The 24,131-nt window shown below is 61.2% G+C and carries 24 protein-coding genes and 1 pseudogene; 13 read left to right on the plus strand and 12 right to left on the minus strand.

Features of this window, described 5'->3' with window-relative positions:
• Window positions 1-148: 148 nt before the first annotated feature.
• The 3 genes from ACSVHC_RS15545 (at window position 149) to ACSVHC_RS15555 (ending at window position 3,304) form a co-directional block, all read left to right on the plus strand.
• On the plus strand, window positions 149-1,045 hold the full coding sequence (locus ACSVHC_RS15545; RefSeq protein WP_439181085.1) for an aminoglycoside phosphotransferase family protein: 897 nt from the start codon (window positions 149-151) through the stop codon (window positions 1,043-1,045).
• A gap of 478 nt (window positions 1,046-1,523) precedes the next feature.
• Complete coding sequence (locus ACSVHC_RS15550; RefSeq protein WP_439181086.1) at window positions 1,524-2,474, plus strand: aminoglycoside phosphotransferase family protein; 951 nt, start codon at window positions 1,524-1,526, stop codon at window positions 2,472-2,474.
• Window positions 2,475-2,698: 224 nt separating this feature from the next.
• Window positions 2,699-3,304, plus strand: a complete 606-nt coding sequence (locus ACSVHC_RS15555) for a hypothetical protein (RefSeq protein WP_439181087.1) — start codon at window positions 2,699-2,701, stop codon at window positions 3,302-3,304.
• A gap of 455 nt (window positions 3,305-3,759) precedes the next feature.
• On the opposite strand, the gene ACSVHC_RS15560 is transcribed toward ACSVHC_RS15555, so the two are convergent.
• Window positions 3,760-4,140, minus strand: coding sequence for a hypothetical protein (locus tag ACSVHC_RS15560; protein ID WP_439181088.1), 381 nt, complete (start codon window positions 4,138-4,140; stop codon window positions 3,760-3,762).
• Between the two features lie 308 nt (window positions 4,141-4,448).
• Entirely contained in the window at window positions 4,449-5,378 is a 930-nt protein-coding gene (locus ACSVHC_RS15565) for a hypothetical protein (RefSeq protein WP_439181089.1), read from the minus strand.
• A 209-nt stretch (window positions 5,379-5,587) separates the two neighbouring features.
• Here ACSVHC_RS15565 and ACSVHC_RS15570 point away from each other — a divergent pair, with 209 nt between their 5' ends.
• The 9 genes from ACSVHC_RS15570 (at window position 5,588) to ACSVHC_RS15610 (ending at window position 14,745) form a co-directional block, all read left to right on the plus strand.
• A complete protein-coding gene (locus tag ACSVHC_RS15570) occupies window positions 5,588-5,941 on the plus strand; it encodes an immunity protein Imm33 domain-containing protein (protein ID WP_439181090.1) in 354 nt (117 codons plus the stop codon).
• A 930-nt stretch (window positions 5,942-6,871) separates the two neighbouring features.
• On the plus strand, window positions 6,872-7,090 hold the full coding sequence (locus ACSVHC_RS15575) for a hypothetical protein (protein WP_439181091.1): 219 nt from the start codon (window positions 6,872-6,874) through the stop codon (window positions 7,088-7,090).
• A gap of 334 nt (window positions 7,091-7,424) precedes the next feature.
• Complete coding sequence (locus ACSVHC_RS15580) at window positions 7,425-8,033, plus strand: hypothetical protein (RefSeq protein ID WP_439181092.1); 609 nt, start codon at window positions 7,425-7,427, stop codon at window positions 8,031-8,033.
• Between the two features lie 177 nt (window positions 8,034-8,210).
• Window positions 8,211-8,735 (plus strand): RNA polymerase sigma factor, encoded by a 525-nt coding sequence (locus ACSVHC_RS15585; RefSeq protein ID WP_439181093.1) that lies wholly within the window; start codon window positions 8,211-8,213, stop codon window positions 8,733-8,735.
• On the plus strand, window positions 8,732-9,925 hold the full coding sequence (locus ACSVHC_RS15590) for a LysM peptidoglycan-binding domain-containing protein (protein ID WP_439181094.1): 1,194 nt from the start codon (window positions 8,732-8,734) through the stop codon (window positions 9,923-9,925). Before ACSVHC_RS15585 ends, ACSVHC_RS15590 begins: the two co-directional genes overlap by 4 nt.
• Before the next feature lie 970 nt (window positions 9,926-10,895).
• Window positions 10,896-11,264, plus strand: coding sequence for a GNAT family N-acetyltransferase (locus tag ACSVHC_RS15595; protein ID WP_439181394.1), 369 nt, complete (start codon window positions 10,896-10,898; stop codon window positions 11,262-11,264).
• A 494-nt stretch (window positions 11,265-11,758) separates the two neighbouring features.
• Window positions 11,759-12,295: an RNA polymerase sigma factor gene (locus ACSVHC_RS15600; RefSeq protein WP_439181095.1), complete on the plus strand. Its 537-nt coding sequence runs from the start codon at window positions 11,759-11,761 to the stop codon at window positions 12,293-12,295.
• Complete coding sequence (locus ACSVHC_RS15605) at window positions 12,282-13,355, plus strand: CU044_5270 family protein (protein ID WP_439181096.1); 1,074 nt, start codon at window positions 12,282-12,284, stop codon at window positions 13,353-13,355. The genes ACSVHC_RS15600 and ACSVHC_RS15605 overlap by 14 nt, the downstream gene beginning before the upstream one ends.
• Before the next feature lie 139 nt (window positions 13,356-13,494).
• Entirely contained in the window at window positions 13,495-14,745 is a 1,251-nt protein-coding gene (locus ACSVHC_RS15610) for a virginiamycin B lyase family protein (protein ID WP_439181097.1), read from the plus strand.
• A gap of 77 nt (window positions 14,746-14,822) precedes the next feature.
• Here ACSVHC_RS15610 and ACSVHC_RS15615 read toward each other — a convergent pair whose 3' ends face one another.
• The 7 genes from ACSVHC_RS15615 to ACSVHC_RS15645 all read right to left on the minus strand — a co-directional run bounded on the left by ACSVHC_RS15615 (window position 14,823) and on the right by ACSVHC_RS15645 (window position 20,652).
• Window positions 14,823-15,458: a hypothetical protein gene (locus ACSVHC_RS15615; protein ID WP_439181098.1), complete on the minus strand. Its 636-nt coding sequence runs from the start codon at window positions 15,456-15,458 to the stop codon at window positions 14,823-14,825.
• Window positions 15,459-15,640: 182 nt separating this feature from the next.
• A complete protein-coding gene (locus tag ACSVHC_RS15620) occupies window positions 15,641-15,805 on the minus strand; it encodes a hypothetical protein (RefSeq protein WP_439181099.1) in 165 nt (54 codons plus the stop codon).
• Window positions 15,806-15,811: 6 nt separating this feature from the next.
• Window positions 15,812-16,312: a hypothetical protein gene (locus tag ACSVHC_RS15625; RefSeq protein ID WP_439181100.1), complete on the minus strand. Its 501-nt coding sequence runs from the start codon at window positions 16,310-16,312 to the stop codon at window positions 15,812-15,814.
• A gap of 188 nt (window positions 16,313-16,500) precedes the next feature.
• The gene (locus ACSVHC_RS15630) at window positions 16,501-17,070 is read right to left on the minus strand and encodes a hypothetical protein (protein ID WP_439181101.1); all 570 of its coding nucleotides are present in this window, start codon (window positions 17,068-17,070) and stop codon (window positions 16,501-16,503) included.
• A gap of 600 nt (window positions 17,071-17,670) precedes the next feature.
• Window positions 17,671-18,651 carry a DUF2971 domain-containing protein gene (locus ACSVHC_RS15635; protein WP_439181102.1) on the minus strand — a complete coding sequence of 327 codons (981 nt, stop codon included), beginning with the start codon at window positions 18,649-18,651 and terminating at the stop codon, window positions 17,671-17,673.
• A gap of 55 nt (window positions 18,652-18,706) precedes the next feature.
• Window positions 18,707-19,189, minus strand: coding sequence for an ASCH domain-containing protein (locus ACSVHC_RS15640; RefSeq protein WP_439181103.1), 483 nt, complete (start codon window positions 19,187-19,189; stop codon window positions 18,707-18,709).
• Window positions 19,162-20,652: a GNAT family N-acetyltransferase gene (locus ACSVHC_RS15645; RefSeq protein WP_439181104.1), complete on the minus strand. Its 1,491-nt coding sequence runs from the start codon at window positions 20,650-20,652 to the stop codon at window positions 19,162-19,164. Before ACSVHC_RS15645 ends, ACSVHC_RS15640 begins: the two co-directional genes overlap by 28 nt.
• 320 nt (window positions 20,653-20,972) lie before the next feature.
• Between ACSVHC_RS15645 and ACSVHC_RS15650 the strand changes: the two are divergent.
• A pseudogene (locus ACSVHC_RS15650) lies at window positions 20,973-21,173 on the plus strand (type II toxin-antitoxin system Phd/YefM family antitoxin); the annotation flags it as partial.
• Window positions 21,174-21,360: 187 nt separating this feature from the next.
• Here ACSVHC_RS15650 and ACSVHC_RS15655 read toward each other — a convergent pair.
• The 3 genes from ACSVHC_RS15655 to ACSVHC_RS15665 all read right to left on the minus strand — a co-directional run bounded on the left by ACSVHC_RS15655 (window position 21,361) and on the right by ACSVHC_RS15665 (window position 23,933).
• Window positions 21,361-22,056, minus strand: coding sequence for a hypothetical protein (locus ACSVHC_RS15655; protein WP_439181105.1), 696 nt, complete (start codon window positions 22,054-22,056; stop codon window positions 21,361-21,363).
• Window positions 22,053-22,313, minus strand: a complete 261-nt coding sequence (locus tag ACSVHC_RS15660) for a hypothetical protein (RefSeq protein ID WP_439181106.1) — start codon at window positions 22,311-22,313, stop codon at window positions 22,053-22,055. Before ACSVHC_RS15660 ends, ACSVHC_RS15655 begins: the two co-directional genes overlap by 4 nt.
• A gap of 255 nt (window positions 22,314-22,568) precedes the next feature.
• The gene (locus tag ACSVHC_RS15665; RefSeq protein ID WP_439181107.1) at window positions 22,569-23,933 is read right to left on the minus strand and encodes a plasmid recombination protein; all 1,365 of its coding nucleotides are present in this window, start codon (window positions 23,931-23,933) and stop codon (window positions 22,569-22,571) included.
• Between the last annotated feature and the right edge of the window lie 198 nt (window positions 23,934-24,131).

Here is a 24,131-nt window from a genome sequence, read left to right on the forward strand (position 1 = left end):
GAGAGGGAAGGCCTTAGCATCGGATTCGCGACCCGCGCGGCGCGCGTGAGCTTTGGATGCTTCTATATTCGTCAAGCCCTTCCAACGCGTTGGATGATCGAGGGGTAGTACGTCATTTTCTCCGGGGATAGTAGTAGGGTCGCTTCGTGTGACCGACTCCCAGATTGAAATCACCGCGGACTTGGTCCGTACTCTCCTGCAGGAGCAGCATCCGGACCTCGCTGGCCTGAGCATTCTTGAAGTAGCGGGTGGGTGGGATAACCAGCAGTGGCGTCTTGGGGACGAGTTCGCTGTGCGAATGCCGCGTACAGAACGTGCCCCGGAGCTTCAGCGCAAGGAGTGTCGGTGGCTGCCCGTGCTAGCCCCGCTACTGCCGCTTCCGGTTCCGAACCCGGTACGGATCGGTGAACCGTCTGCGCTCTTCCCTAAGCCCTGGACCATCATGTCGTGGGTTCCCGGCGAGGCACTGGACTGCACCTCGATTAGCCGCGGAGACCACGCGGCGGACGCTTTGGCGGACTTCCTCAGAGCGCTCCATGTGGAGGCACCAATAGAGGCGCCGATCAGTTCTGACCGCGGCGCTCATCCTGTGAGGTACACGGCTGGCTTCGAGCACTTTCTTCAAGCCGTTGACCCCAACGGCGTTGCCGACGATGTCAGGGCGCTCTGGGCTGATGCCGTTGCGGCACCTGAGTGGAAAGGTCCGCCCGTGTGGGTGCACGGAGACCTTCATCCCGCAAATGTTGTCGTTTCGGGCGGGACGCTCTCGGGCGTTATTGACTTCGGTGACCTGTGTGCCGGTGATCCGGCATGGGACCTCGCGGCCGCCTGGGTGGTCCTTCCCGCGGGCGTCGACTCAAGGTTCTTCGACGTTTACGGGCATGCGGACGAAGCAACAATCCGGCGCGCCCGCGGGCTGGCTGTCTTGAAAAGCCTGTTCCTCATGCTGATGGGACAGAACGGTGACCGGGGCCTTCCAGGCGGCAAACCCACATGGGGACCAGCAGGCCGGGCAGCGCTCGATCGCGTCCTTAGTAGTGCCTGAAAGTAGCTACTGAACTCGTTGACCGGGAAGCGCTTTGCAGCGCTATTGCGATTGGCGGGAAGGTCTAGCTATGGTTCCACCTCCAAGGAAATGGAACCGGAAACTGTGCAGCGTTTAGGGCACCTTCACCGGGCAGTTTTGCGGGCGGGTCTTACGGGTATGAGCCAGCCCCTCTCCACCATGGTTCCGGAGTCAGTGCGCACTGGCATCCGGGTGGCCGGTACGGGACCGGCTAACGGGACGATTTTGGGGGCGTCTACCCCGGACCGGAACTCGATTTGGTCAGTACCCTTTTGGTTATAGCTGAGCGGCAATGTGCTGTGGCCATGTCACGAGGTGATGCCGGCAAAAGACTAGAGCCGAAGATGACTCGCGGCCGATACACCTGTCCCCGGGCGTCTCGAAGCACACGGGCGGAGCGCCCAACCGAGGTCGGCTGCGGCATGTCCCCCGCGAGGACCGAGTACTGTGCCTTCGTATGATTGACTCCGAGATTGAGATCACCCCGGACCTGGTTCATGGCCTGCTGCAGGAGCAGCATCCAGACCTTGCAGGGCTGGCCATACGTGAGGTACCGGGCGGGTGGGATAACCAGCAGTGGCGACTGGGGGATGAGCTCGCTGTGCGCATGCCGCGTTCAGAGCGTGCCCCGGACCTCCAGCGTAAGGAGTGCCGATGGCTGCCTGTCCTTGCCCCGCGACTGCCGCTTCCGGTCCCGAATCCTGTCCGGATCGGCGTGCCGTCCGCGCTCTTCCCGAAGCGGTGGTCCGTTATGACGTGGGTTCCTGGTGAGCCACTGGACTATACCCAGATCAGCCGTGCAGACCACTCCGCGGAAACTCTCGCTGGATTCCTTAGAGCGCTCCATGTGGAGGCGCCTGCCGAAGCGCCGGACAGCACCGACCGTGGCGGGCACCCTAAAAGGTGCACGGAGGTGTTCGGCCACTTCTTTGAGGCTGTCGTCCCGTTAGACATTGCCGATGATGTCCGGGCCGTCTGGGCTGACGCCGTTACGGCTCCGGAATGGGAGGGGCCGCGGGTTTGGGTTCACGGTGACCTCCATCCAGCGAACGTCGTAGTTTCGAACGGGACGCTCTCTGGCGTGATCGACTTCGGTGATTTGTTCGCCGGTGATCCGGCATGGGACCTCGCGGCCGCATGGGTAATCCTTCCTGCGGGCGCCGCTTCCCGGTTCTTCGATGTGTACGCCCACGCGGATGAGGCAACAGTCCGGCGCGCGCGTGGGTTGGCCGCCTTGAAGAGCCTGTTCTCATGCAGATGGGACAAAACGGCGATCGCGGCCTTCCGGGAGGAAAACCGGCGTGGGGACCGACCGGACGAGCAGCACTCGATCATGTTCTGGAACACGGACTCTAAACAGAAGTCCTGCTCACGGAGTCGCCGCACCGGCCCCGGCTCCCCCTTCTAGGCGTTCGGTAAAGGATCCCTTAACTGGACGGTGCCGATGTTACCAAGCACGGTTATCCAAGGATTTGGTCAAGGATCTTGCACCGTCCCGTATCCCGGTTTAGGGTCAGGGCAACACAACCTGGGTGCATGATCGGGGCCTTTGAAGCATTTGCCAAGGGCTGGGCCGCTGAAAAGAGCTAGGCGAGATGTGCCCCCCAGTGGTTTCTAGGGACGGGAGCCCCGATGGCTGTTGAAAAGCTTGAGCCGGCGCCTCGCACCTGGATGGAGAAGACCTACGACTTGGCTGGGATCTTCGTGAGTCTGTTGATCGTTGTCATAGTGACACTCCCGTGGCAGGCATTGCGGACGTCTGCGCTGTATCTGTCGGCTCTAGCCCCGGCCACATTCGTGGTCTATCTTCTGATGGGTTTGCTGGTCAGCCCGCTGAAGAAACGGAGAGTCGCCCAAAATGTTGATAAGGGCATCGTTGAATGCAGCCTTCGGCCAGGCCCCAGGTCGCTGCCCTCGGGCTATACCCCACCGGGTCCTGCTGATAAGCGTGGGTGGATTACTGGATGCGCAACGGTGCAGGGCGGCACCCTCATCTTTCAACCTGTGGCAGCCTTCACCGGTTCGCCAGTAGACGAGACCCTGATTCTCCCGAATATCGAACCCTTAACGGGAGGACTGAGGACACCAGCAACGGGACGCTGGTATCTGGGTCAAGGCCGTCGGGACCACACCGTGGTGTACGTCAAGACCGGCACGGGCGTGCTTGAAGTCGCCGGTTCTGCAACAGGACTGAAGGCAGTCGGGATCTATCCAACGGAAGAAACGCAGCGAACCTGACTAGAGGCGCGGCTTGGAAACCCCGGCCGTAACGACAGATGGCCTGCTAGGGTGCGGCGTCCCGTAAAGGATCCCTGAGCGAACGCTCCCGTTCTAGCCGGGTCGTCTTTCCCAGTGGGGCTTCACGTAGAGACTCCGGTGTGAGTCACTATTGCAATGGACTGGGATAAAGCAGGCACTGTAGCGGACCGGAAACTATGGAGAGCAATGTTTTGGGTCGGCGTCATACTGCTTATCGGTGCAGCAGTGAATATTGCTTTCATCCTTTCCGATCCACCGCGACATTGGTGGCTCTACTTGTCACCGGCTTTCAACGTTTTGGTAGGCGTTGCCATGATCATCTATTGCCGTCGCAGGTTTCGGTCCTGATCCAGAACGGGGATCATGCTTCAATGGCGCCCGGTGAAGGATCCTTTACCGAGCACCGCGGTCACTCGGCGCTATGCGTGGAGGTGTCAACAAGACCCGGGGGCGGTCCGCTGGGACGTGTGCCGGTAGGAGACCGTGGCAAACGTGATGCCCACCACAACTCCGGTGATGCCTCCGACTGCCCAGGGATTCTCAGAGAACGGGAAAACGCTGAAGAGTGCAAAAGCCAATGCGCTCGAGCTCATCAGTGCCGCGACTCCTGTGGCAACGGCACGTGTCTTGCGGGTCGCTGACTCGGTCACTAGGAATCTGACCGATAAGACCGCGCCGGCAACCATGATTCCCAGGATGGCCATCACAATCACCTCGAGGACCAGGAAAAACAGACCCCAGACGAGAGCATAAGCATTGACTTGGCGGCCCCATGCATGACTGAGAGATAAGGCCAATGCTCCGGCGGTGCCCAAGACGGCTCCAAGGCAGAGCAGTCTGATCGATACGTTTCCGGTACGCCACCACCCCAAGCCAACGCTGCAGATCTCATTCACTATCGATCAACTCCCCCCGAATCGGGCCGCGACGCGGCACTCCGACTGATCATATGCGCGTCCGATGATTCGAAGGCGTTGAAATAGCCGGTGAGCCGGCCGAGTTGCTGGCCGATGCGCAGACCTGTATCCGAACGAATACCGGCCGCGGCCTTCCGGTTGAGGATCCCTCTGCGGGCGCGCTCGGGCTGCCACCCCGAGGTTCGCCGGCAGGCCCGTTGCGGATCTCAGCCTGTGAACTGGCGTACGCGGCGCCAAGCCGGGTCAGGGGCAGACTCGATGGAAAGATGTCGAGCTCGAACCCAATCGGACAGCCCGGCTGCTACGTTCTGGTCTTCGCCGTCGGTGTAGACGTGGAAGGTGCGACGTCCGGAGGCGGTCTCGTGGCCAATGACCAGACCACGAGGACCAAGCAGCAATTCCAGCTCATCCTCAAGGCTTCGGAGTGAGTCGAGCGCGGCCCCGTCGGCTGGAAGTCCATTGTCCTGGGATGCAAACGAAGCATGGACACCATGGTGAACGTCAAGAGTCGGGTGGTCGATCCAGCGCAGAGATCTTCTAAAGCTCGCGAACGCGGGAGTGCCATTGGCGTCTTCCCATCGGGATAGTGTCCACTTATCAGGGTCGTGGTGTTCGGCGATCGACTCGACAGCGCGGAGGATGCCGTCGCCGTTGGTGGAGTCCACCGAAGGCGCTGTAAGTGCCTCAATCTGGCCCAGCCAGCGCTCGACGTCATCCTCGCCGAGAAGCCAGTCAAGAACGAGGAATGACACTTGCAGTCTCGTGGACTCCGGAAGGTCCCGGAACACCGGGTGGTACACCCCGATATGGACCCTGAGCTCCTCCTCGGCGGTTTCGACGCGGAACTCGGTTTTCGACAGATCGAGCTTACTGCCGGCGATCTCCAACACGGTACCCAGAGCGTTCGGGTCTGCTTCTTGGCTCGAGCGGAACTCCCAGGTCGGATCTGCAGGCGGGGCAGCACGGAGCCATCGCTGGGCCGAGGGCCGCACCTCCGCTGTTCCGTTAGCCGACACAGTGAGCCGGTGTTCGGACTCGCTTCCGGCGCCGAAGTGCCATGTCAGGTCCGGATGGATCGCTGCAACCCTCTGACTCAGCTGTTCAATAGCAGGCGATTGGTTCCGGGGATCGAGCATGTGGCCCTCCCTTACCCACCACTCCCAAAAGGCAGAGATAGGGTGCAGGGGAGCAGACGGTTCTTTCCTACGGAAAAGGCGCATGGCGTAAAGAATTCCACGAAGGCTAATCCCTTACAACCTGCGGTTTTGTAGCTTCATGGGTTTTGCGGTGGGGTGGAGCGACTAACTGGCAGGTATTCCTGCTTTTATAGGCGAAGATTCTTGGTGTGAATGATTTGATCCTTTCTGCCCAGATCCAGCTAACCGCCAGGTTCGGGGCTGTCCCAGCACCACCCTCGTACGGAGTGAAGCTAGGAGTCGCCGAAAACGTGCGATCACGTGATGTTCTCCCACTCAATGGCCTGAGGCATCCCGCCGCTACCGGGACCAGTGGCTGGTTCATCTGGCGCGGCGAAGAGATAGGAACCGTGCACGACTTCTTTGTTCCGTTGCACATCGAGCATCTGGATAGCTTGTGCCCGGAAGTCATTCCCTATCTCGCTTTGCCGCCGGGGTGGCGCTTCCTCTTGGCGCCTGGCTACGAAGACGTCTGGTATGACGATTCATTGCTGGACGTCTGATCAGAGGGCGATGACGCGGGCTCAGGCTCCACCCGCGTTCACCGCCCGGTTGAGGATCCCTGACTGGGACGTTTTCAGTCTGGAAGCGCATGAAGTTAAGCGAGTAGGCCTGCGGCGGACTATCTGTGGCAATGTGAGTGGAATTTGGGCGGCGGTTTACTCGAATTGAGATGTGGCGGGCATGCCGGGCTTCCAGTTCCGGGCCGGCCTCCAACCTACCGACGGTATGTCGAGGGCAACCCCCTGCTTCAAGTTCCGGCGATCGTGAGCCCTTGAACGAAGTAGTGCCGACAGCCGAATGACGGCGATCGTGAGATAGATGACGAGTGTCAGACCCAGGACGCTCATAGGAATGTAGAAGAACGGGCTTGATCCTTTAGGCCGGGTCGATAGTACGGTAGCGCCGATGGCGAGGGCTTCCAGGACGAAAATGGCCTTGAACAGCAAGAAGAAGTTCCCAAACCTGTTCCAGTAATACAGGGAGTCTCTGCCGTATTTCCCCGAAGCTATCAGGCGATCGAAATATGTCAGTGCGGCGGGGTCGACGGATGGTTTTGACGGTTCCAGAGGGACCTCGGCTTGGTTGGGAATGACATTGTTCGGTTGACCGTCACGATACCAAATACTATGAACTACGACTTGGCCAATCGAGCAAGACGATGTCCCAGCGAAGCATTCGGCGCGAGAGAGACCGGAAGCATGATCGGGTGCGGCGTCCCACAGGCCGTCTACATCTTCACGCTCGCCGTGAGGTTGGTCCGATAGGGGATCCCCTTATGTGCTGAAGGATGACAAATAGCGCTGCGAAAAAACCGCCATTTATCGCTGCGAGTCACACAGAGAATCCGGTGCAGTCCCGAAATTTGTAGCGAAACCCAGTACCGTTTTCTATGTACCGGTTCTTCCCCTGGTTGACGGAAGTTGGGCAGCGTGAACAGCAGTGTCGGGCGCATCGCCCTCATCACCATCGGTGTGATCGCTGTGATCATCGGTGGAGTATTCGCCGGGCAGGGAATGAACCTGATCCCGGGAAGTTTCATGACCGGTAACCGAATGTGGCTCTCCATCGGGCTGATCGTCGTGGTCGTCGGCATCATCCTGGTGGTGCTCGGCCTACGTCGACCAAGGACCGGCCGCCCGAGCAAATGAGGCTCCGCTGGGCCGTGCGTCTAGGTTTGCCCCGGCTCTGGTTTCCGGGCAGAAGCCCCGAGGAGAACGGGTCTCATCGGGGCGTTTCAAAAGCGTAGTTTCGATGTCCAGCATGATGTTCTTCGACTCGAGAGGGCGCCCCGTAGCGGAACCTTCTCCGGGACACCTCGCGGTGCCCGGTAGCGGATCCTCCATCGCACGCAGGAAGGCCCTTTAGACCACCGGCTTACGGGCGGCGATAAGGGCGCGTCTGCCTTCGTTTGCAAAACGACGATTCCGTCCTTGCTTCGGCGGGTCCAGGGCTGCTTTAGAGCCGAAGTCGTAGAGTCTTCACATGACTGAGCGTCCGAGCAAATCCAGAGCGCCCGCCCTCCGACTCGTCCTCCTGGCGGCGATGGCGGTGCTGTTCACCGCCCGCTTTTTCATCGGTGCCCGCTCGAGGGGCGCCGAAACCCTGTGGGACCTGCTTCTCGCGTTGGCAATTTTCGGTGTCCTGATGTTCTTCCTGCTGACCGTTCCGGCCAGTAGGGCCAGGAAAGCTGCCGCGGCCCTCCGTGTCGCACGCCCCGATGCGGTGATTGTCGAAACCTACTGGGGCGTCGGATTCACGGACTTCTTTCTTCGTCCCGGCCCGCTCATGAGGCATGCCCGAGGCCGCGGCGGGCGCATCCTCCTCATCGCCGACGGGCGAGGAATCGAGCTGGTCCGGCCTCGGGGGAAGTTTTCCTTCGGGCTAATCCCTTGGAATCTTGTGAAAGAGATTCGGCTGGAGGAGCTCAAATCCCCTCTGGCCTCCCGGCCCAAGCTCGTCTTCGAGATCCATGGAAGCGCCACACCGTTCCAGGACCACTTCGAACTTCTCCCGACAGGCAAGGAGGAACAGGCCCGTGCGGCCCAATCCCTGAATGCGATCCTTGCCAAGCACCCCGCAACGCACCCATAGGGAGCCTGCGAGCCTCAGTTGGCAGTTCGCAGGTTCAAGCTCAGACCCCGCACGATAAAGGATCCCTGCTGGTCCGCCGGGCCGGAAACGTTCTCGATCCGCCAAATTAGTTTTCGCCGGTACAGAGTTTTTCGAAATTCTCGTTACAGTTTGTTGGCTGCCGGACATTAACAGGGCATGAGCTTGCAAACAATGGGGGAACGTGTGGATCTGGAGAGGGAAAAACGGTTCTTAGCCGCTCACGCGGCGGCCCATGACCGTATCTATCGCTATTTTCGGCGCCGGACGGACGGCGCCGCCACCGCGGAGGACCTGTGCGCTGAGGTCTTCAGGATTGTCTGGGAGAAGTCCGGACACGGCGATGACCTCTCGGCAATCGTCCTTTTCGGCGTAGCCAAGAACGTACTCCGAAACCATGACAGGTCCGTATCCCGGTCTGCCGGACTCATCGGCGTTTTACGGTTGGAGCGCGTCTATGGAACACCTACGGAGGGATCCGCCGTCCTGGATGGCATCGACCATTTGGACCCGAAGGAACGGGAGGTGTTACTGCTGACGTACTGGGACGGACTGACCGCCGTCGAAGTGTCCCAGCTCCTCAACACCACGGCGACTGCGGTGCGAATGCGCCTGCACCGGGCCCGCAAGGAACTAGGCCGAATACTTCAGAAACAGACAGTGTCAGAAGGAGCAACAGAATGAGTAAGGACCACTCTGCCGCCGACCTGCTGTCAGCCACCGACCCTGCACTCACGATCACCGAGGACGAACTGGACCGCAGCCGCCAGCGGTCTCTGTCATTCGTAAATTCCGAGGTCACCCACATCGCCGTCGGCGGATCCGTCCACGACTTTCACCGCGCGCCCGGCAAACGTCATCGGGGCCGTTTCGTCACCGCAGGGCTTGCGGCCGCGGCGGTCGCGGCATGCGTACTCGTCGCCTCGAACCTAGTAGAGCGTCCGGACAACACAGCGGCTCCAACCGTTGCAGGGCCCACCGCGATGGCGAAACCATCCAACCAGGGGACGTCTTCCCTGGCCGGGCAGACGGTTGCCGATTCGTTTGGGAACGTGGATTACTACACCACCGTCTCCGGTGACACGTCAGCGGAAGTGGCTGCAACCTTCCACATCACCGAGGAGAAACTCGCTGAATTCAATGGGCTTCAGCCCGGGAGCGCGTTGGCGCCCAACACGAAGCTTCGACTGATCCCGGCTCCAGGTCCGATCACGGGCGCGAAGGGGACGGCTACCGTCAACGAAAACGGCATCCCCACGAGTTACACCATTGAATCCGGTGACACTCTTGGCGGGATCACCTACCGGTTTGGAATCACCGGCGAACAGCTGGCCGAAGCGAACAAAGTCCCGTACGTGTACGAGAAGGGCAACACCTACTTTGTCCGTGCCGGGAACCACATCCAGCTGCAGAAGAATCCCGTCGACAGCCGATCCGGTCGAGGAAGAACCGTCAACAATTCATCCGGCCAAACCATCTTCTACACTACCGTCGACGGCGACTCGTTCGACAGCATCGGCTACAAATTCCGGTGCACCACCGAGCAGTTGCTGCAGTACAACCCGTCCCTGACCGTGGACCGTCCCATCCCCGCGGGGAGCAAGGTGAGCCTCATACCCGGAGAGCTGAAGATCGACGGCGCCCAAGGCACTTTCACCGCCGACGCCGACGGGATCCCCCAGACCTACACCACCGCACCAGGGGACACCGAACGCCAGATCTCCTTCCGTTTCGGAATGCCCGATCTGGAATGGGCGAACCGCCCGCTCACCGGCACTGGCCGCGTCTGGTACACCTTCACCGACCTGCCCTCCGGGGAGTTGGCCCCAGGCCAGACCATCAGCCTCAACCTGACTAAACCCCTCCACCAATGACCCCCGCGAAACCACCGACCGTACCATCGGGAGCCGCCCGGCCGGTGGCACGCGGACTGCCGGCACCATGGAGGTGCAGTGCCCCGCTCGGCCGTCGAATCCGCCCCCGTGAGTCTTTCCAGACTTGCTGTTCGCGGATGACTTCCTCGAAAAATGCAGTTGCGTGCGCGCCACTAATTGTCATTGCAGCATCGTCTCAGACTCTCCTAACCCCATCCTTCACCGTGCGCCGCCAGATCGTGTATCAAGCGATATTGCCTGAGTGGACCTGGCCGGGACTCTTTTCGAGCGCTCGACCATGTGGTGGAACGGGTGGCGATCCGTGCTTATCTCAACGGCGTCCGCGTCTCCCGTGCAGCAACAAATGACTGAGTCTCTCCATTCGTGCTGGACAGGCGGAGACTCGACGGCTCCAGCATCGTAGGAGGGGTCCTCAGCTATCTATATGGCACCCTTGACCGGGCGACAAGAGTGAGCCCGAGCCACGATCATCGCAACCAGGAAATGGCGGAAGCACATGCCACTAGAGTTCATGGACATGCTGGCGAAGCCCACTCTGGGTTTCAGCCAGGCGCTGCTCTCAACGGTGCAGATTTCCGCTGCCTCGGGGCCCAGCAGACCCTTTGCAATCGGCGTGCTGGCTTTTACCTGCGCCGCCTTGGGTCTGCTGCTTGTCATGGCATTTGCCCTCCCACGTAAACCCGGTCGTGAGCGGCGTGAGCGACAAAGGAAGAGGGCGAGACGGTCTCTGCCTTTCGTTACAGCGCTTCTCGTGCTTCAGATCATCCGGGTTATTACCGGCTTGCCGTGAAGTGAATCGAACGGGGATCGACTTCCGGGCAGGATCGAAGGAGCGGTTCGGCTCGCCCAGTACGCTGTGTCCGTGCAGATTCGTGAATCCACCCCGGATGACCTGGGACAAGTGATCTCGGTCTGTGAGGCCAGCGAACGAACACGTTGGACCAGCGAGATGATAGCCCCCAGGAGCGACCGAGTCGTATTGGTGGCTGTCACACAAGGCGAGGTCGTCGGCGTGGCCAAGATGCATCTCCACCTGGGTCCCGATGGCGCCGCACCCGCCGGCCACTATCTCGGGGGCGTGGTTGTCGCTCCGGGGTTCCGCCGGCAAGGAGTCGGTTTTGCCCTCACCCAGGCGAGACTGGAATGGATCTGGTCTCGGGCTTCGATCGCGTGCTACTTCACGAACGAACACAACACGGCATCCATCCGGATGCACGAGACTCTCAACTTCCGGCCGGTCGCCCGATTCATGGAGATTCGCGGCGTGACCGGGGACGACGATCGGTCCGAGCTCATCCTCTTCGAGGCGTCCCGGTGAGGGATCCTCTACCGGACGATTCGCGCAGAGGAACTCGGAGGGGATGACCTTTGCGGCATTCCGGTAGAGAGAATCAGCTCGGCGGGGGAAGGTTTGGGAAACCGGACCAGAACGTGCGCTTCACCCCCATCATGGATTCCGCGATCCCCTGGAGCGGCGCGTATGGCCAGACGTCATCGTCTCGGTGGGCCATGCATGGCGGGCGCTTCACCGGTAAGAACCTACACGTCAACGGTCACGACCTGGGGCTCGACCACCCATTCGAGGCTCGACGAGTTCCGTCACGTTGACTGGCGATGCGGGGTGCGCTGCTTTGTGAATCTGTGAGCATGTCCTCTCGACGGCGTGCGCGAGCTTCGCAGCGACGGGCCGGCAGCGACGTCGGTTCTGCTGGTCGCCTGAAGGGTTTTTTCAAGGGCGTGTCAGGATTCGGCGTCGGCCGGAAATAAAGCCAGTGACATGGGAAGGTAATCCTGAGCAGAGGGGTGATGCGGATGAGTGCCATGAAGACGGCACTGTCCGTGGTGGACGGGGAGGTATCGGTTCCGGAGACGGAGTTCGCTGACTTCTACCGACGCCATTACTGGTTGGTCCTAGCGTTCGCCCAGCGGCGCCTGCGGGACGAGGAGACGGCGCGCGAGGTTGCGGCGGACACGTTCCGCATCGCGTGGTCGAAGATGCACCAGCGCGGAGCCCACGAGCTCGCCTGGCTCTACACGATCGCCCGGAATCTCCTCGGCAACGAGTACCGGCGCCAGTACAGGGAACAGGCCCTGTTGCGCCGTGTCGGAGACGAACTGGCAGCCGGCCCCGTCCGGGCGGAAGGGGACCTGGTGCGGGAGGCACTGCTCGAGCTGGGAGACAAGGACCGGGAAATTCTCTACCTCACATACTGGGAAGAGCTCAGTGCCGCTCGTCTCTCGGCGGTGCTTGGATGTTCCGAAGCCACTGCCTGGAAGCGCCTCAGCCGGGCCCGGAAAGCACTTCAACACATCCTGCAGCGGAAAGGACACACCCATGGAAACTCTTGAAGACCTCATCGGCCGCGCCAACCCCGCACTGGCCGACGCGCATCGGGCGCTCGACGAACGCGCCGAACACGATCTGGCGGCCATTCTTGGACGCACGGCCACCCTCGGAACTCGGGTACCCCGAAGCTTCCGCCGCCGGACTCTCCTCCTCGCCGCTGGCACCGCCGCCGCTGCCGCCGGCGTCGTCCTTGCCACCAGGCCAGCTGGCCCCGGCACGCCGAACGTGCAGAGCACACCGATTCCGGAACCGGTCCTCGCCCCAGCACCAGCAATGCTCGACCCAAAACCCATCGCGAAGGACGCCGGCACAGTGCTTGAGGAGGCCCGCCAGAAGCTCCGCACTCCCGACGGGCCAGGTTACAGTCCTGGCTATTTCACGATCCACCATTGGGAGGCCGGGATCATGCAAAATCCCGACAACTCCCCGGCCATGGACGTCTCCCTCCCGGTCACCGTCGAGACCCGACGGGAGACCGACGGCTCTGGAACTCGGACCTTGACGGTGGGCCAGCCCTTCTCGCCAACCCGCTCGGACGTCAAGTTCCGGGCTCTCGGCTGGCCGATGGACGTCCAACCAGGGCAGACTAAGCGCGAGAGCTACGGGCCAGGGCAGATCCCTGCCCCGGCGCTGCCACAACCGGTCCCAACCGACGACGCAGGCATGGCCGCATACATCGGCGCATTCCAGGCCCGTTCCTCGGCGATGGTCAACGAAGGCCCCCAGGGCGTGTTTCAGACTATTGGGTTCTTCGTTGGGTACTGGGACCTTTCCAACGCCCAAGAACGCGCCGTGCTGGGCGCCGTCGCCAAACTTCCCGGCCTGAGGGTCCTTGGCGAGGTCACCGACCGGCTCGGCCGTCACGGCATCGCACTCAGCGTCGAGACCCGCGACGAACGCTACGGGACCTCAAGCAATATCCTCGTCATCGACCCCGCCACAGGGCGCATTCTCGCCACCGAAGAAGACTACGTGCAGGGCCCCGCTGACGGAAGGAAACCCGATCGGCCCGTCCCAACTGTCATGCGCTACATCGCCATCGAAAACCCCGCCACCAAATAGTGTGGTGAGCGCTATCGGGTGCATTCTGTCGAGGCTTGATGCCTCGTCGTGCCCGTCGAAGGATCCCCGAACGGGGAGTGCTGACAGTATGCTGCGTGTCTGAGGTTTTCTTCAATATAGATCGATTTGGGGTAGGGGTATGCGGTTCTCCGGGGTTCTAGGGGTGGCCGCTGTAGGCGGCATTCTGTTGATTGGGGCTGGTCCTGCGATCGCATCGGGGGACGTCGTGGACGTCGGGGGAACTCCGCTGTGCGTCGTCGTGGACGCTGACGGCACCGCCTATATCGGCGACTATTCCTCCGGAGGAGGGGTAAGCATTCTTCCTGCTGGAGCGAGCAAGCCGTCCCGTACTCTGACGACCGGCTATGGAGCTGCGGGAATGGCTCTTTCAGCCGATGGCACTTTGTACGTCGAGGGATGGGACTTCGCCAAGCGGCAGGAGCAGCTCGGCGTGATCCCGAAGGGCTCTCCGGGCGTCACGCGAACAATTGCCCTCACCCCGGGTGCCCACCTCATCGCTGCGGCCCCGGACGGCACGGTGTTCGTTCCCAACCCCGACCTCGGTACGGTCTCGGTCATCGAACCAGGGGCTGACGCGCCGGATCGCGAGATCGTCGTCGGAGGGAATCCCCGGGAAGTGGCCGTCGCCAAGGACGGTACCGCCTACGTGACCAATCAGAATGACGGGACGGTTTCGGAGATCCCGGCCGGCGCGAGCAGGGTCTCGCGCACCATCGATGTCAGCTCCACGCCCGGGCGGACGAGCGACCCGCACGGGATTGCGGTCGGCCCGGAAGGTACCGTGTACGTCACGAATATCACGGCAAACGACGTCGCCGTGATCAAACCCGGAGGCGCAGCGGTCGCCTACCGGGTGGCGGTGCCCGGGGGGCCGAAGGAAGTCGCGGTCGGTTCAGACGGAGCTGTCTACGTTCTCTACATGGCCAACGGCCTATCCGTCATCCGACCTGGCGGAACGAGCGTTTCGCTCGGCCTGCCCGCAGGCCAGGATCCAGGGCATCTCGCCCTCGAACCCGATGGGTCCCTCCTCATCACCAACACAACTGCCAAATCCGTGACTATCTTCTCGTCGCAGGTACTCCACGCCTTCCAGCCACCCCGGTCCACAGCTCAGGCGGTCCAGCCGCAGGGCGAGAACCCGGGTCCGAAGGCACAGGCACCGTCCGACAACGCGGGGGCCGGTTTCTGGTCCAGCATTCCAGCAGTCCTTGGCGCTGTCGTCGCGGCGGTGCTGATAGGCGCTACCGTACTCCTCCTGACAGCCAGACGAAGCGATCGTTTGAGAGCCCGAGAGGTTCTGGCATCGTCACTGGCACGTGCAGAGAGGCCGGAAGAACTCCGCGTCCTCTCGGATCAAGAACAGAGCTGAGGGCTGTCCCAGCGAACGACGGGATGTCGCGTTGAGGGATCCTCTACTGGGCGCCGAGGAGATCCCCACGGGCAGGGCTAGACGATGGCTCCGTCGTTGAGCTGTAGGCGCCGGGAGCGGCGTGGGAGCCCGTGGGCCCAGAATGCGATCATGAGCCCGGCCGTCGCGGCACCTCCAGCGGCAATCCAGGACGACGACCAAGATCCTTCCGGGGTGGGAACCGCGAAGGCAAGCACGACCACCGCGAGTCCGAGCAGAACCTCCACGGCGGCCTGCAACGGACGGGCGCGGTACTCGGGGTAGGCCAGCCGGACCAGGGGGATGATCGGCAGCAGGAAGAGTCCAGAGGTGAAGATCACGAAGACCATATTGAATGTGAAGATGAGGAGGCCTAGAACCAGCAGGCCCAAGAACTTCAGGACCTGCAGCACGCGGGGCGCGTTTCTCGGCGTCCAACGGCTCAGCAGCAGCCCCCAGGCCGGCAGTCCAAGCAGCCAGCCGCCGACCCAAAACCCCAGGTTCAGCAGCGCCAGGACCACGAGCAGGGCACCGGGCAGCAGGAACGCCGCCGCCTGTTGCAGCGACGGAAGCCTCCCCGGCGGGACGAAGATGCACGCCCCAATCAGGAGATGTGCGACCCCATACCAGGGCAGGAGCTGGATCACCGGCACCTGGGACAATCCAAACACCAGCAGCGTTAGCGAGGCGACCATCACGCACACCGCAGCGAACGACCACGGCCGGCGAGCTAGGTTTGGTACGGCATCCCCCAATATCAGGCCCCGCACTTTACGGGCTTGAACTCCGCCCGGAGGCCTTGCCTCACATGACAACTGGGTTGCATGGACACCCAGCCCGGTAAAGGATCCTTCAATGGTCACGTGGCGACGGGTACTCACCTGCTGGGCTGCAGGGCTACTCCGACCGTGCGGTACATCAGCCCGGAATTCTCGCTGGCACGGCCGAAACCGAGTCGCTGCAAGGCCTGTACCTGTACGTCTGTGGTCGTGAACACTATGGCCGCCCAGCCGGGGCTGAATTCCTGTACGAGGGTACCCATCGCGGCTTAGAGATCGTCGACGGTGGCCTCCGGGCCGTGAACCAGGGCGCTGCTGATCCACAGATGCCTGACTCCATGGCTCCTTTTCCACCTCCGCGCATTCAGCCTGAGACCCCGCGAGCGGTGGAACCTCAGAGACGGCATGATTGCCGCCATCGAGCCGATGATCATCAACTCGAGGGCCACCATCACTCCGAAACTGCTCGAGGCGGGAACGGTCGTGGACACGAGGGTTCCGAGTGCGATGCCGATGGCTACCGCGAGCAGAGCCCTGAACACGGCCAACCCGCGGTACTCGCGCTCCGTGCCTGCTGCTGCAGTGACGGAGCCACGGCTGACAACCATGCCGGCGAGGGAAGCAAGCGTCAGGGAGACGGTGGCGGAAACGACGGTGCTGGCCCTCTGCGCACGGCTCCGGCCTCCCAATGCCGCATAGCGTCGCGCGGCGTTCCACGCCTGCGTCGGGCCGAGCTCGCCCCATTCGGTGGCTGTTGAATTCCCGCCCACGCCCGCCCCCTGTCAGCGCCTACATTTTGTGATCATTCTCCAAAGACTCGATGAGCCCCCTGAAGTGTATATCTCACCCTTGGGTCCCATAGATCTCGGCGCGCGGCTGCTCGAAAGGCCTGCTCTTCCCATGGCTGTAAACCCCAACCGATGGGGGATCCAACTGCGGACGCTGCGAGAGCATGCGGCTATGGGTTCCTCTCGAACCATTCATCCGGCTGCAGAATCCGAGCTTGCGGTAGCCCGACGCGCTCCATCACCGGAGCCCAGGTCTTGTCCGGCACATCCTCAGCGAACCATGTGAACGCCTGCAACGCTGGATGGTCCCTGATCGAATCAGGATCCGCGGGGGCTAGCGTGACGTCCCTTACCAGCACCAATTCTGTGAGTGCTGGAGCTTCGAGAGCGGGAGCGAGGGCGGAAAGTCCCTTCATCGACCCAACTTCGAGACGCCGCAGACGGACCAGAGGCGCAAACGAGGGCAGCTGCCGCACTTTTGGCAGCCCATGAAGACTGAGCAGTCGAAGTGATTTCAGGCTGTTTAGGACGGTCAAATCGCTGAGACCACGAACTTGGTTCACCTGAAGATATGACAGCTTGGTGCACTCGGAGATGTAGTCAATGGAGCTTTCCGAACCTCCCCGAATGTCGAGCCATTCGAGCTGTGGCAAAGAAGCTAGCAGGCCAGCGGGAACATCGACTGCCCAGAGCGTGAGAGATCGAGCGTCGGAGAGCCATTCTGCGTCTGATGTGTCCAAGGCGGCATGGTCAATCCAAACCGATTCTGGCGAGGGCCATCGGGCGGAAGCCCTTGCGCTGCGGCGTCGAGTAACCATTTGGCCATTATCTCGGGGAAATCGTTCGAATCGAGTGCCCGCAAGCCGGTCGATCACCGTGCCGCGAAAGTCCGCTGGCACGTCCCGCGCGGTTGCTGACCCAAGCCGTGTACGTATGACCCGCACGATCAAATGCGCGGTGACGGGGGGACTACTGCAACCATGTTCCTTCTGACTGGAACTCCGTAAGCCGGGTTGCTCGTGCGCCGCGCCACCCTTAACTCCAAGGCCACAACATAACGGTCATTATGTTGCTGATTTATTTTGCATTCTGACCCGGCTTGGGCCGAGCAACCTGGTCGATCCTTGCGGATCCACGCACAACGGCAAAAGCACCATCGCTGCGAGCTCAACCTTGGAAAGATCCAGTTCTTGGACGAGCCTGTACCCGGCTGGCAGGCTGGGCGAACAAGGGGCCGCCCAACCGGGCACCAAGCCTGACCGATAACCGTCGACGTTCCCATACCGGGTCCAGACATAACAGTTGACCGGGCAGCCCCTGGGGAACTCACCCAGCCCTTCCTACTGGCGAAAGGGGATCTCGCTGTACGAGACCTTGACGTCATGTAAGCCGTGGAAGTTAAGCAGCTGCTTCAAGCTGCCGGCGGCCTCGGAACTATACGGAGTCGGACCTATGCGAATTTCCCGTATCGGGAGGCGCCCCGCTTCAATAGCGAAGGGTTCCTCATGCAGGTCTTCGTCGACTCCGCCCCACGAAGTGAGCTTCACATAGGGCACCAGCCCGAAGGCTCCGGGACGGTGGAAGACGAACTTCCAGTCGGGGTTGGGCCATACGATGATCCGCTCTTCCCGTTCGTCGCGAAAGCCTTGGTTTTTGATGAGGTCCAGAGACTCATTCATGTAGTAGGGATACAGCCACCAGTGACGATTACGTCCGACAGTCAATTGCTCTTCGACACCCTTACGGAGGTTTTCGAAGATCTCGGTGATGATCTCCGACTGTTGTGCCGGATCGTAGACCACAGGTTTCCAGTCACCGCCCTCGATAATTACCCAATCTGGATCAAAAATAACCACGGGGCTTCCGTCAGGATTCGTGGCGATCTGCCCATCCTCGTCCTTGTCATAAATGTCGTCGATGTACCCTGCCGGTGGGTTCGGGTGGTTATCATCCGTCAGGCGTGCCAAGGGAACCAAGGGCTGGTTTCGGTCAAGCCCTATTGCAAAGCTGACTTGATCGCGGCCGTAGTAGCGCCACATGGTCAGGCTGTCGCCATCTGAGGAGGCGGAGAGTACAAAGGAGTGCCGTGACCTTTCCCTGACTTCAGGAATGTATTCCTCGAGCCCTTTGATAACGTCCTCCGGCAGTGCTCGCCGCTGATCTTCGAAGTGTTTTCGAAGCTGGATACTGCCGCTCAGCAGTTCATTCGTGTCGTTCATGAATGCCGCCGAACCGGCCCACAACTCGTTCTTCGCAAGAATTTTCATCAAAGCTGCACCATCGGTGTAATGCCAGATTAGATCCGCCTCATTTTCCGTCATGAATTGAGCCTATTCCGTGTCATCGGCGTCGGATGCTCACGCTTCGCGGGAGGCGTCAGCCAACACGAGCCAGCGGGTACAGCTCGGCGTGCGGCTCACCACCTGGTTGGGTCCCTACTATCTTGAAGAAGGTCTCTGCTTGGGCTGCAGTCAGATACTGGAAGCTCTGCGGGGGACGGAGGGAGGCGCCGAGTTCAGTCAGGGGGACGGGCTCAGGGAACCGGGCTGCCGTGTCGACTAGGATCCCCGTTCCGTGCTCCCGCTGGTCGAAGTACTCGAAAAACCTGCTCTTTGAAATACCACCGACGGCACGAAACGCGGACCAGAGCCTCCTTGGCGACATGGTCTGCTGTTCTCGGACGGTAAACCACCCAACGAGTGAGCCAACAGGCATCGTGGCATAAATCAGAACATGGCTGACATCATCCGCGACCGGCCGCTTGCGAAACTCAACAACCTTCCCACCGGAAAGTATCGCGTCCGCAAATTCCGGCCGGATAGACATCAGTGCTACCCGTGCTGGAGCGTTCTTGCCCACTGAAGTCCTTCTTCTGATTTGATTTGTGCGATTGATTGCGGGGACTCTTCCATGACTCCCAGCATTTTGAGGTTTTCGCGGGACACTGGCGCCTCCAGTACTTGGTCTAGCCTGAATTTAATTGCTAGCACTTCCTTTGCGCACATCTTCTGGAGTTCCTCGGCACGGTAGACGGTGCGTGCTCCTGCGAAAGTCAGCACGTCGGCCAGAACGCTGGTGCGCCGTGTTTCCTCAACGACGCCGACAGCGTGCACAGCCCGCCTTTCGTGCGTCCGGAGGAAGAACAGAGTGTCGCCCGGCTCCAACGCCTTGATACCCGAGTGACAGATGTACACCTTACGGATGGCATTTCCATAGGTCGAATCAAAGAAGGATTGCTGTGGTTCGGACGCCGGGAAAAGCATGCTGTGGAATACGGGAATGATAGGAACGAGGAACGCCCTGTTCACGCGTCGTCTTCCAGGGCCATAGCGCCTGTTGTATTCGAGAGGGTCCGCAGGCGGTTCCTGGTCGACGCCAGGCTCCAGGACCTTGCCTAGAACTATCTGACCCGGCGCCCCTGGTTTGGGGCCCAAATCGAAGAAGCCGAATTCCCTCAGCATCGCGAGCAAGGGCTCTTTGTCCAAGGAGGCCTCGATGAAGCACGTGTCGGCCCGCATCGACCGGATCCGGGCTATGACCGCTTCGAGCAGTGTCTCTCCCAGTTTCTTACCCTGGTTGGCTTCAGCAATCTTGAATGTACAGATCTTCACGCTGTTCCCGGTCAATCCTGACACTTCGGGTTTTTGACGATCCAGGACCGCCAGGCCACGGACTTCCTTGCCGCCCCCTATGACCAGACACGTCCGTCTTTGGGCAACGACTTTGTCCCACCAGTTGGAAAAGTCGCCATAATCAGATCGAAGCGAATCAAAGAACGGCTGGACCGGGTCTATGGTGTGAGGCTGAACGTCATCGACGGAATAATGAACCGGCAACTGCCCCGATAGTGCCGTCAGCACCCCTTGGGCATCATCGAGCATCAGCACGCGTTCTTGCAGTCCGGCATCACGAGCATGCGCGTGGAGCTTCCGGTCCTCGGTTATCAACCAGGTGGCGGCGTTACGTTGCAGTGTAAGAAGCAGCGCGGCGTCCACGCCATCATTGCTGCGGGCTCTCAGATCCGGTGCGTAGCGTGCTTCATTCAGGAATTCTGTAGTGAGTTCTACACGTCCCAACCGCGGATATTTCTCCAGCTGGCGGCGCCGGCGGTCCCTTAGCTGGCGATCGTGAATCCGCGAGATGTCGTCAAATTGGTTCTCCACGATGGAGATCTGCCCGCCGGAGTCTAGAACAAGACGACAAACCGTCGATGCAGACTTGTGGTTAACGTGGTCTGCACCTTCGTCGCCCTCGATGGCCAGGACAATGTTTGTGTCCAGGAGGACTCGGAGGTCCCTCATGTGCTCCGTGAAGCTTTCCATTTTGTCCCCCAATTCGAATGCGGCAGACCGTCCGCGTTGCTCCTGCTGGCTACGCTACTGACTTGAGCTCACGCCAGCCCTTTGCCACGGCGGCGGTGCGAAAAATGACTGTAGAAGTCGCCGACAGCACCTGAGCCGCGCCAGCCCCCAAGACAAGACCTATGAACTGACCGAACCGGCCCTCAAGGCATAATCCCCAAGGCTCTGAAGGCAATCGCGTTTCGCGCTGCCTAGCCGCCGGAGGCCGAGTACTACGATGTCTCGTACACCCAGGAGGCAGAGATGGCAGTGTCAACAAGCGAGGCCCCCGGAAGCTTGGCCGTCTCATTGACCGGGTCAACCTCGACCGCACCGAGATCGAGATCGTGTCCAAATGTGGATCCGCGGTCTTGATGGCAAAGGACGAGTTCGACGCACTGGTAGAGACAAGCTACCTGCTAAGCTCCCCCGCCAACGCCAGCCGACTGGTGTCGGCGCTGCAATCGGCCCGTAGGGGCGACAACTTTACGCACGGGCTCTAGCCCTTGGCAGTGGGCTAAGGGCAACTTCGTGACAGCCGCCGATTACTTCCTGCGCTGTTCGTCTTTGCCGGAATTTCGTTATCGCTAAACCCTTTAGCCGCCCGCACCCCGCCGATGGGGGCCGCTACAGCGTAGACGCCACTTAGGCAACCTTGGAACGAGGCCCGCCGATGCGGGTCTTGCGTTTTTACGAGGATGCTCTGGGAGTGGGGGCTTCCGGTCCCTGATCAAGCCGGGTGGGCAAGCCGCTGTCTCGGTCGATCAGTGCGGCGAGGTACTCGCTCAAAGAAAGACCGTGTCGTGCCGCCTGTGTCGTGGCACGGGCGTGCTGGGCGGGGAGGACGCGGCCCCGTAAAGCCACGCGGCGGCCGTCTAGCTTCGGAGATGCGTACGACGGACCTTCGTCCTGCTGCCTCGTGCCGGCAACCCGCCCGGAGAATCTCGCGGCGTCGATCCTCCTCTGCACAGCCTGGTCGAGGATCGTCGTTATTGCCCTGAGCCCTTCAGGATCGAGTCTGCCCAGGGCCTTGGTGGCGAAATCGCGTACCTCATAGAGCCTCTTGATCCGCACCTGCGGAAGCATCACTTCCACTTGCGGGGGAAGCTTTGCGTCCTCTCGCAGCAAGTACTCAGGGTCCACGCCGAGCACTGTGGCGATGGCACAGAGGCACGCGTCAGGGACTACCTGAAGCTGGCCGTTCTTCAGCATCGACCAGCGGGTGCGGGATATGAAGTAGCCGGTCTTTTCAGCGGCGGCCTCGATCGCCGGGTAGTCGTAGGGCCGCCCCCCTTGATCAACGATGGCGTCCAAAAGCAGATTGATCTTCCGGGCAAGTATTTGAGCCCGCCGGAGTTTCTCTCCCTCAGTGAGCTTTCGTTTCACAGCGTGCCGGAGGTTGATGTCGTGCTGTTCTTCATCATGGCTGCCGGACCCCGTCGTGGCGGGTTGCGGAGCTGATCGAGGTCGATGGCGTCGAGGTGCGCTTCTATGATCGGCGTGAGATACGCAATGCCGTTCATGTCAACGAGTTTCAGAATCTGGACGAGCTTTACTGCCCGATCCATATCGAGCTTCACGGTGAATGTATGGCGCTTGCCCTTCGAGGGCCGGCCGGTGCGTGGGTGAATTAGAGATGCCATGAGGCGAGTATGCCGGTGGGAGTTTCACGAAATTGGCCACACCTGCAAGGCGCTAACAAGGCAGACTCGTAAACCAACATAAATTGCTCTAGTAACATTTCGACATCTTCGACGCTACCCAACTCTCTGACACGGCAGGGTGAGGTGCGGCGGCTGCCGGTACCTGATGAAGCTTGCATCAGGTACCGGTCGCCTGCCTTCGTATTCGTTTTTGCTGTCAGCTGTTGTTGGTGCTCCCCATGGAGACTGGGCGTATCACCTCTCGGGACCTTCGTGCTGGCGATGCATGTCGGCAACTTGGCCGGAGAACTTCGCCGCGTCGATCTTCCTCTGCATCTCCATATTCCGGACCTTCCACTGCTCATAGCTGGGGCCGCTGTACCGGCCCAAAGCGTCGCTATCGCGGCGCTGGTGCGCAGCGAACTCCTTGCGTGCGTAACCCTCGGCCCTGTCCATGAGAGTTGTGCCGTCCTTGAGCTTCGTAGTCTTGAGGAACTTCACGAACACGTGTGACTGGGCTCCGAGGATGTCGCGGCGCATGCCGTCGTAACTCGGTGGAGCCGGGTTGTCGTCGAGCTGCTGCTGGATTTGCTTGCGCAGGGCCAGCAGGTCCCGAACAGCGATCCTATGAGCCTGTTCGGCCGCAGTCGCCCGCCGTTCCCGCTCCTGAGCCGCGAGCAGGACATCTGTGACCTCCTGGCGGGCATCTGTCCTCGCCTCGGCCATCGCATCCCGTTTTGCCTTGCCTCTCAGGCGAGGCAGTTCTTCCAGTTCCGCATCGAGATCTTCCCTGTCGGATTGGATGGACTTGGCAATCTCGCTCTGCCGGGCCTTCTCGCCACGGACCTGCTGGCGCTCCTTCCAGAGCTTCTCGGTGTCACGCTTGGCGACAGCGAGAGCGGCTCTTGTCTTGTCCGCCGTGCGGGCGTAATCCGCACTGGAGGTCCGCACGGTCGACCTTGCGGTCGGCGTGCGTTGAGGCTCGTACCCGGCCTTTTCGAGCACGTCGCAGAGCTCCTTGCGTTGCTTCCTGAAATGCGAGGGCCCTTTGAAGAAGTCCTTCTGTGAGAGCCTGCCATCGTCTGTAACCGGCACGATCGCCAGCTGCAGGTGCGGGCTGGTTTCATCCAGGTCGAGGGACCCACCGACGATGTTGCGCTGGCCGAATTCGGCGCAGGCCCATTGGAGCTGGGCGTAAATGAATCGCTGTGCCTCATCGCTGAGCCCGGTAGCACGCCAATCAGGACAGTGCGCGTCGAAATACCTCGGGTCGAGCTGGAGCATGACGCCGCGCATCACGACCGCATCTTTGCGCAGCGGCTTCCTCACCTGCGCGAGTCTGGTTTCTCGGTAGTCGGCAAACTCGGCGCTGGGAGGCCTGTTTCTACCCATCGGGTCCTTTGTAACAACCGGTACGCGGAAGCCGCCGCCGCCGTCGTTGACGAACGAGACGTTCATCGCCGACCGGGCCAGATCGATGTTGGGATTCCGGTGCCCGAAGGCGAAGCCAGCCGCAAGATCCGGACCCCTACCGAGGTGGCGGTCGCGGCCCACCGCGTGGGAGCCGGCGGCCTTGACCTTCGCCTCCGGGGAAGCATCGTAGGTGACAGTCCAGGTCAAAGTGACCACCTCCGCGTAGCTCCGGTGAAGCCTCCGGCGGCGTTCCCGCGGGGATGCCGTTTCTGGAGTCCGTTGCCCCTCCGTTCATGGGACCCTGCACCCATGAACGGAGCCTCTGCACCGCACTTCAGAAACGGCAGAGCCGGAAGTGTAGCCCCATACACCTTTCCGCTGCGCTCCAAGGGTTCCGGGGCCCTC

The sequence above is a fragment of the Arthrobacter sp. KNU-44 genome (genome assembly GCF_051843155.1).
Lineage (GTDB): Bacteria > Actinomycetota > Actinomycetes > Actinomycetales > Micrococcaceae > Arthrobacter.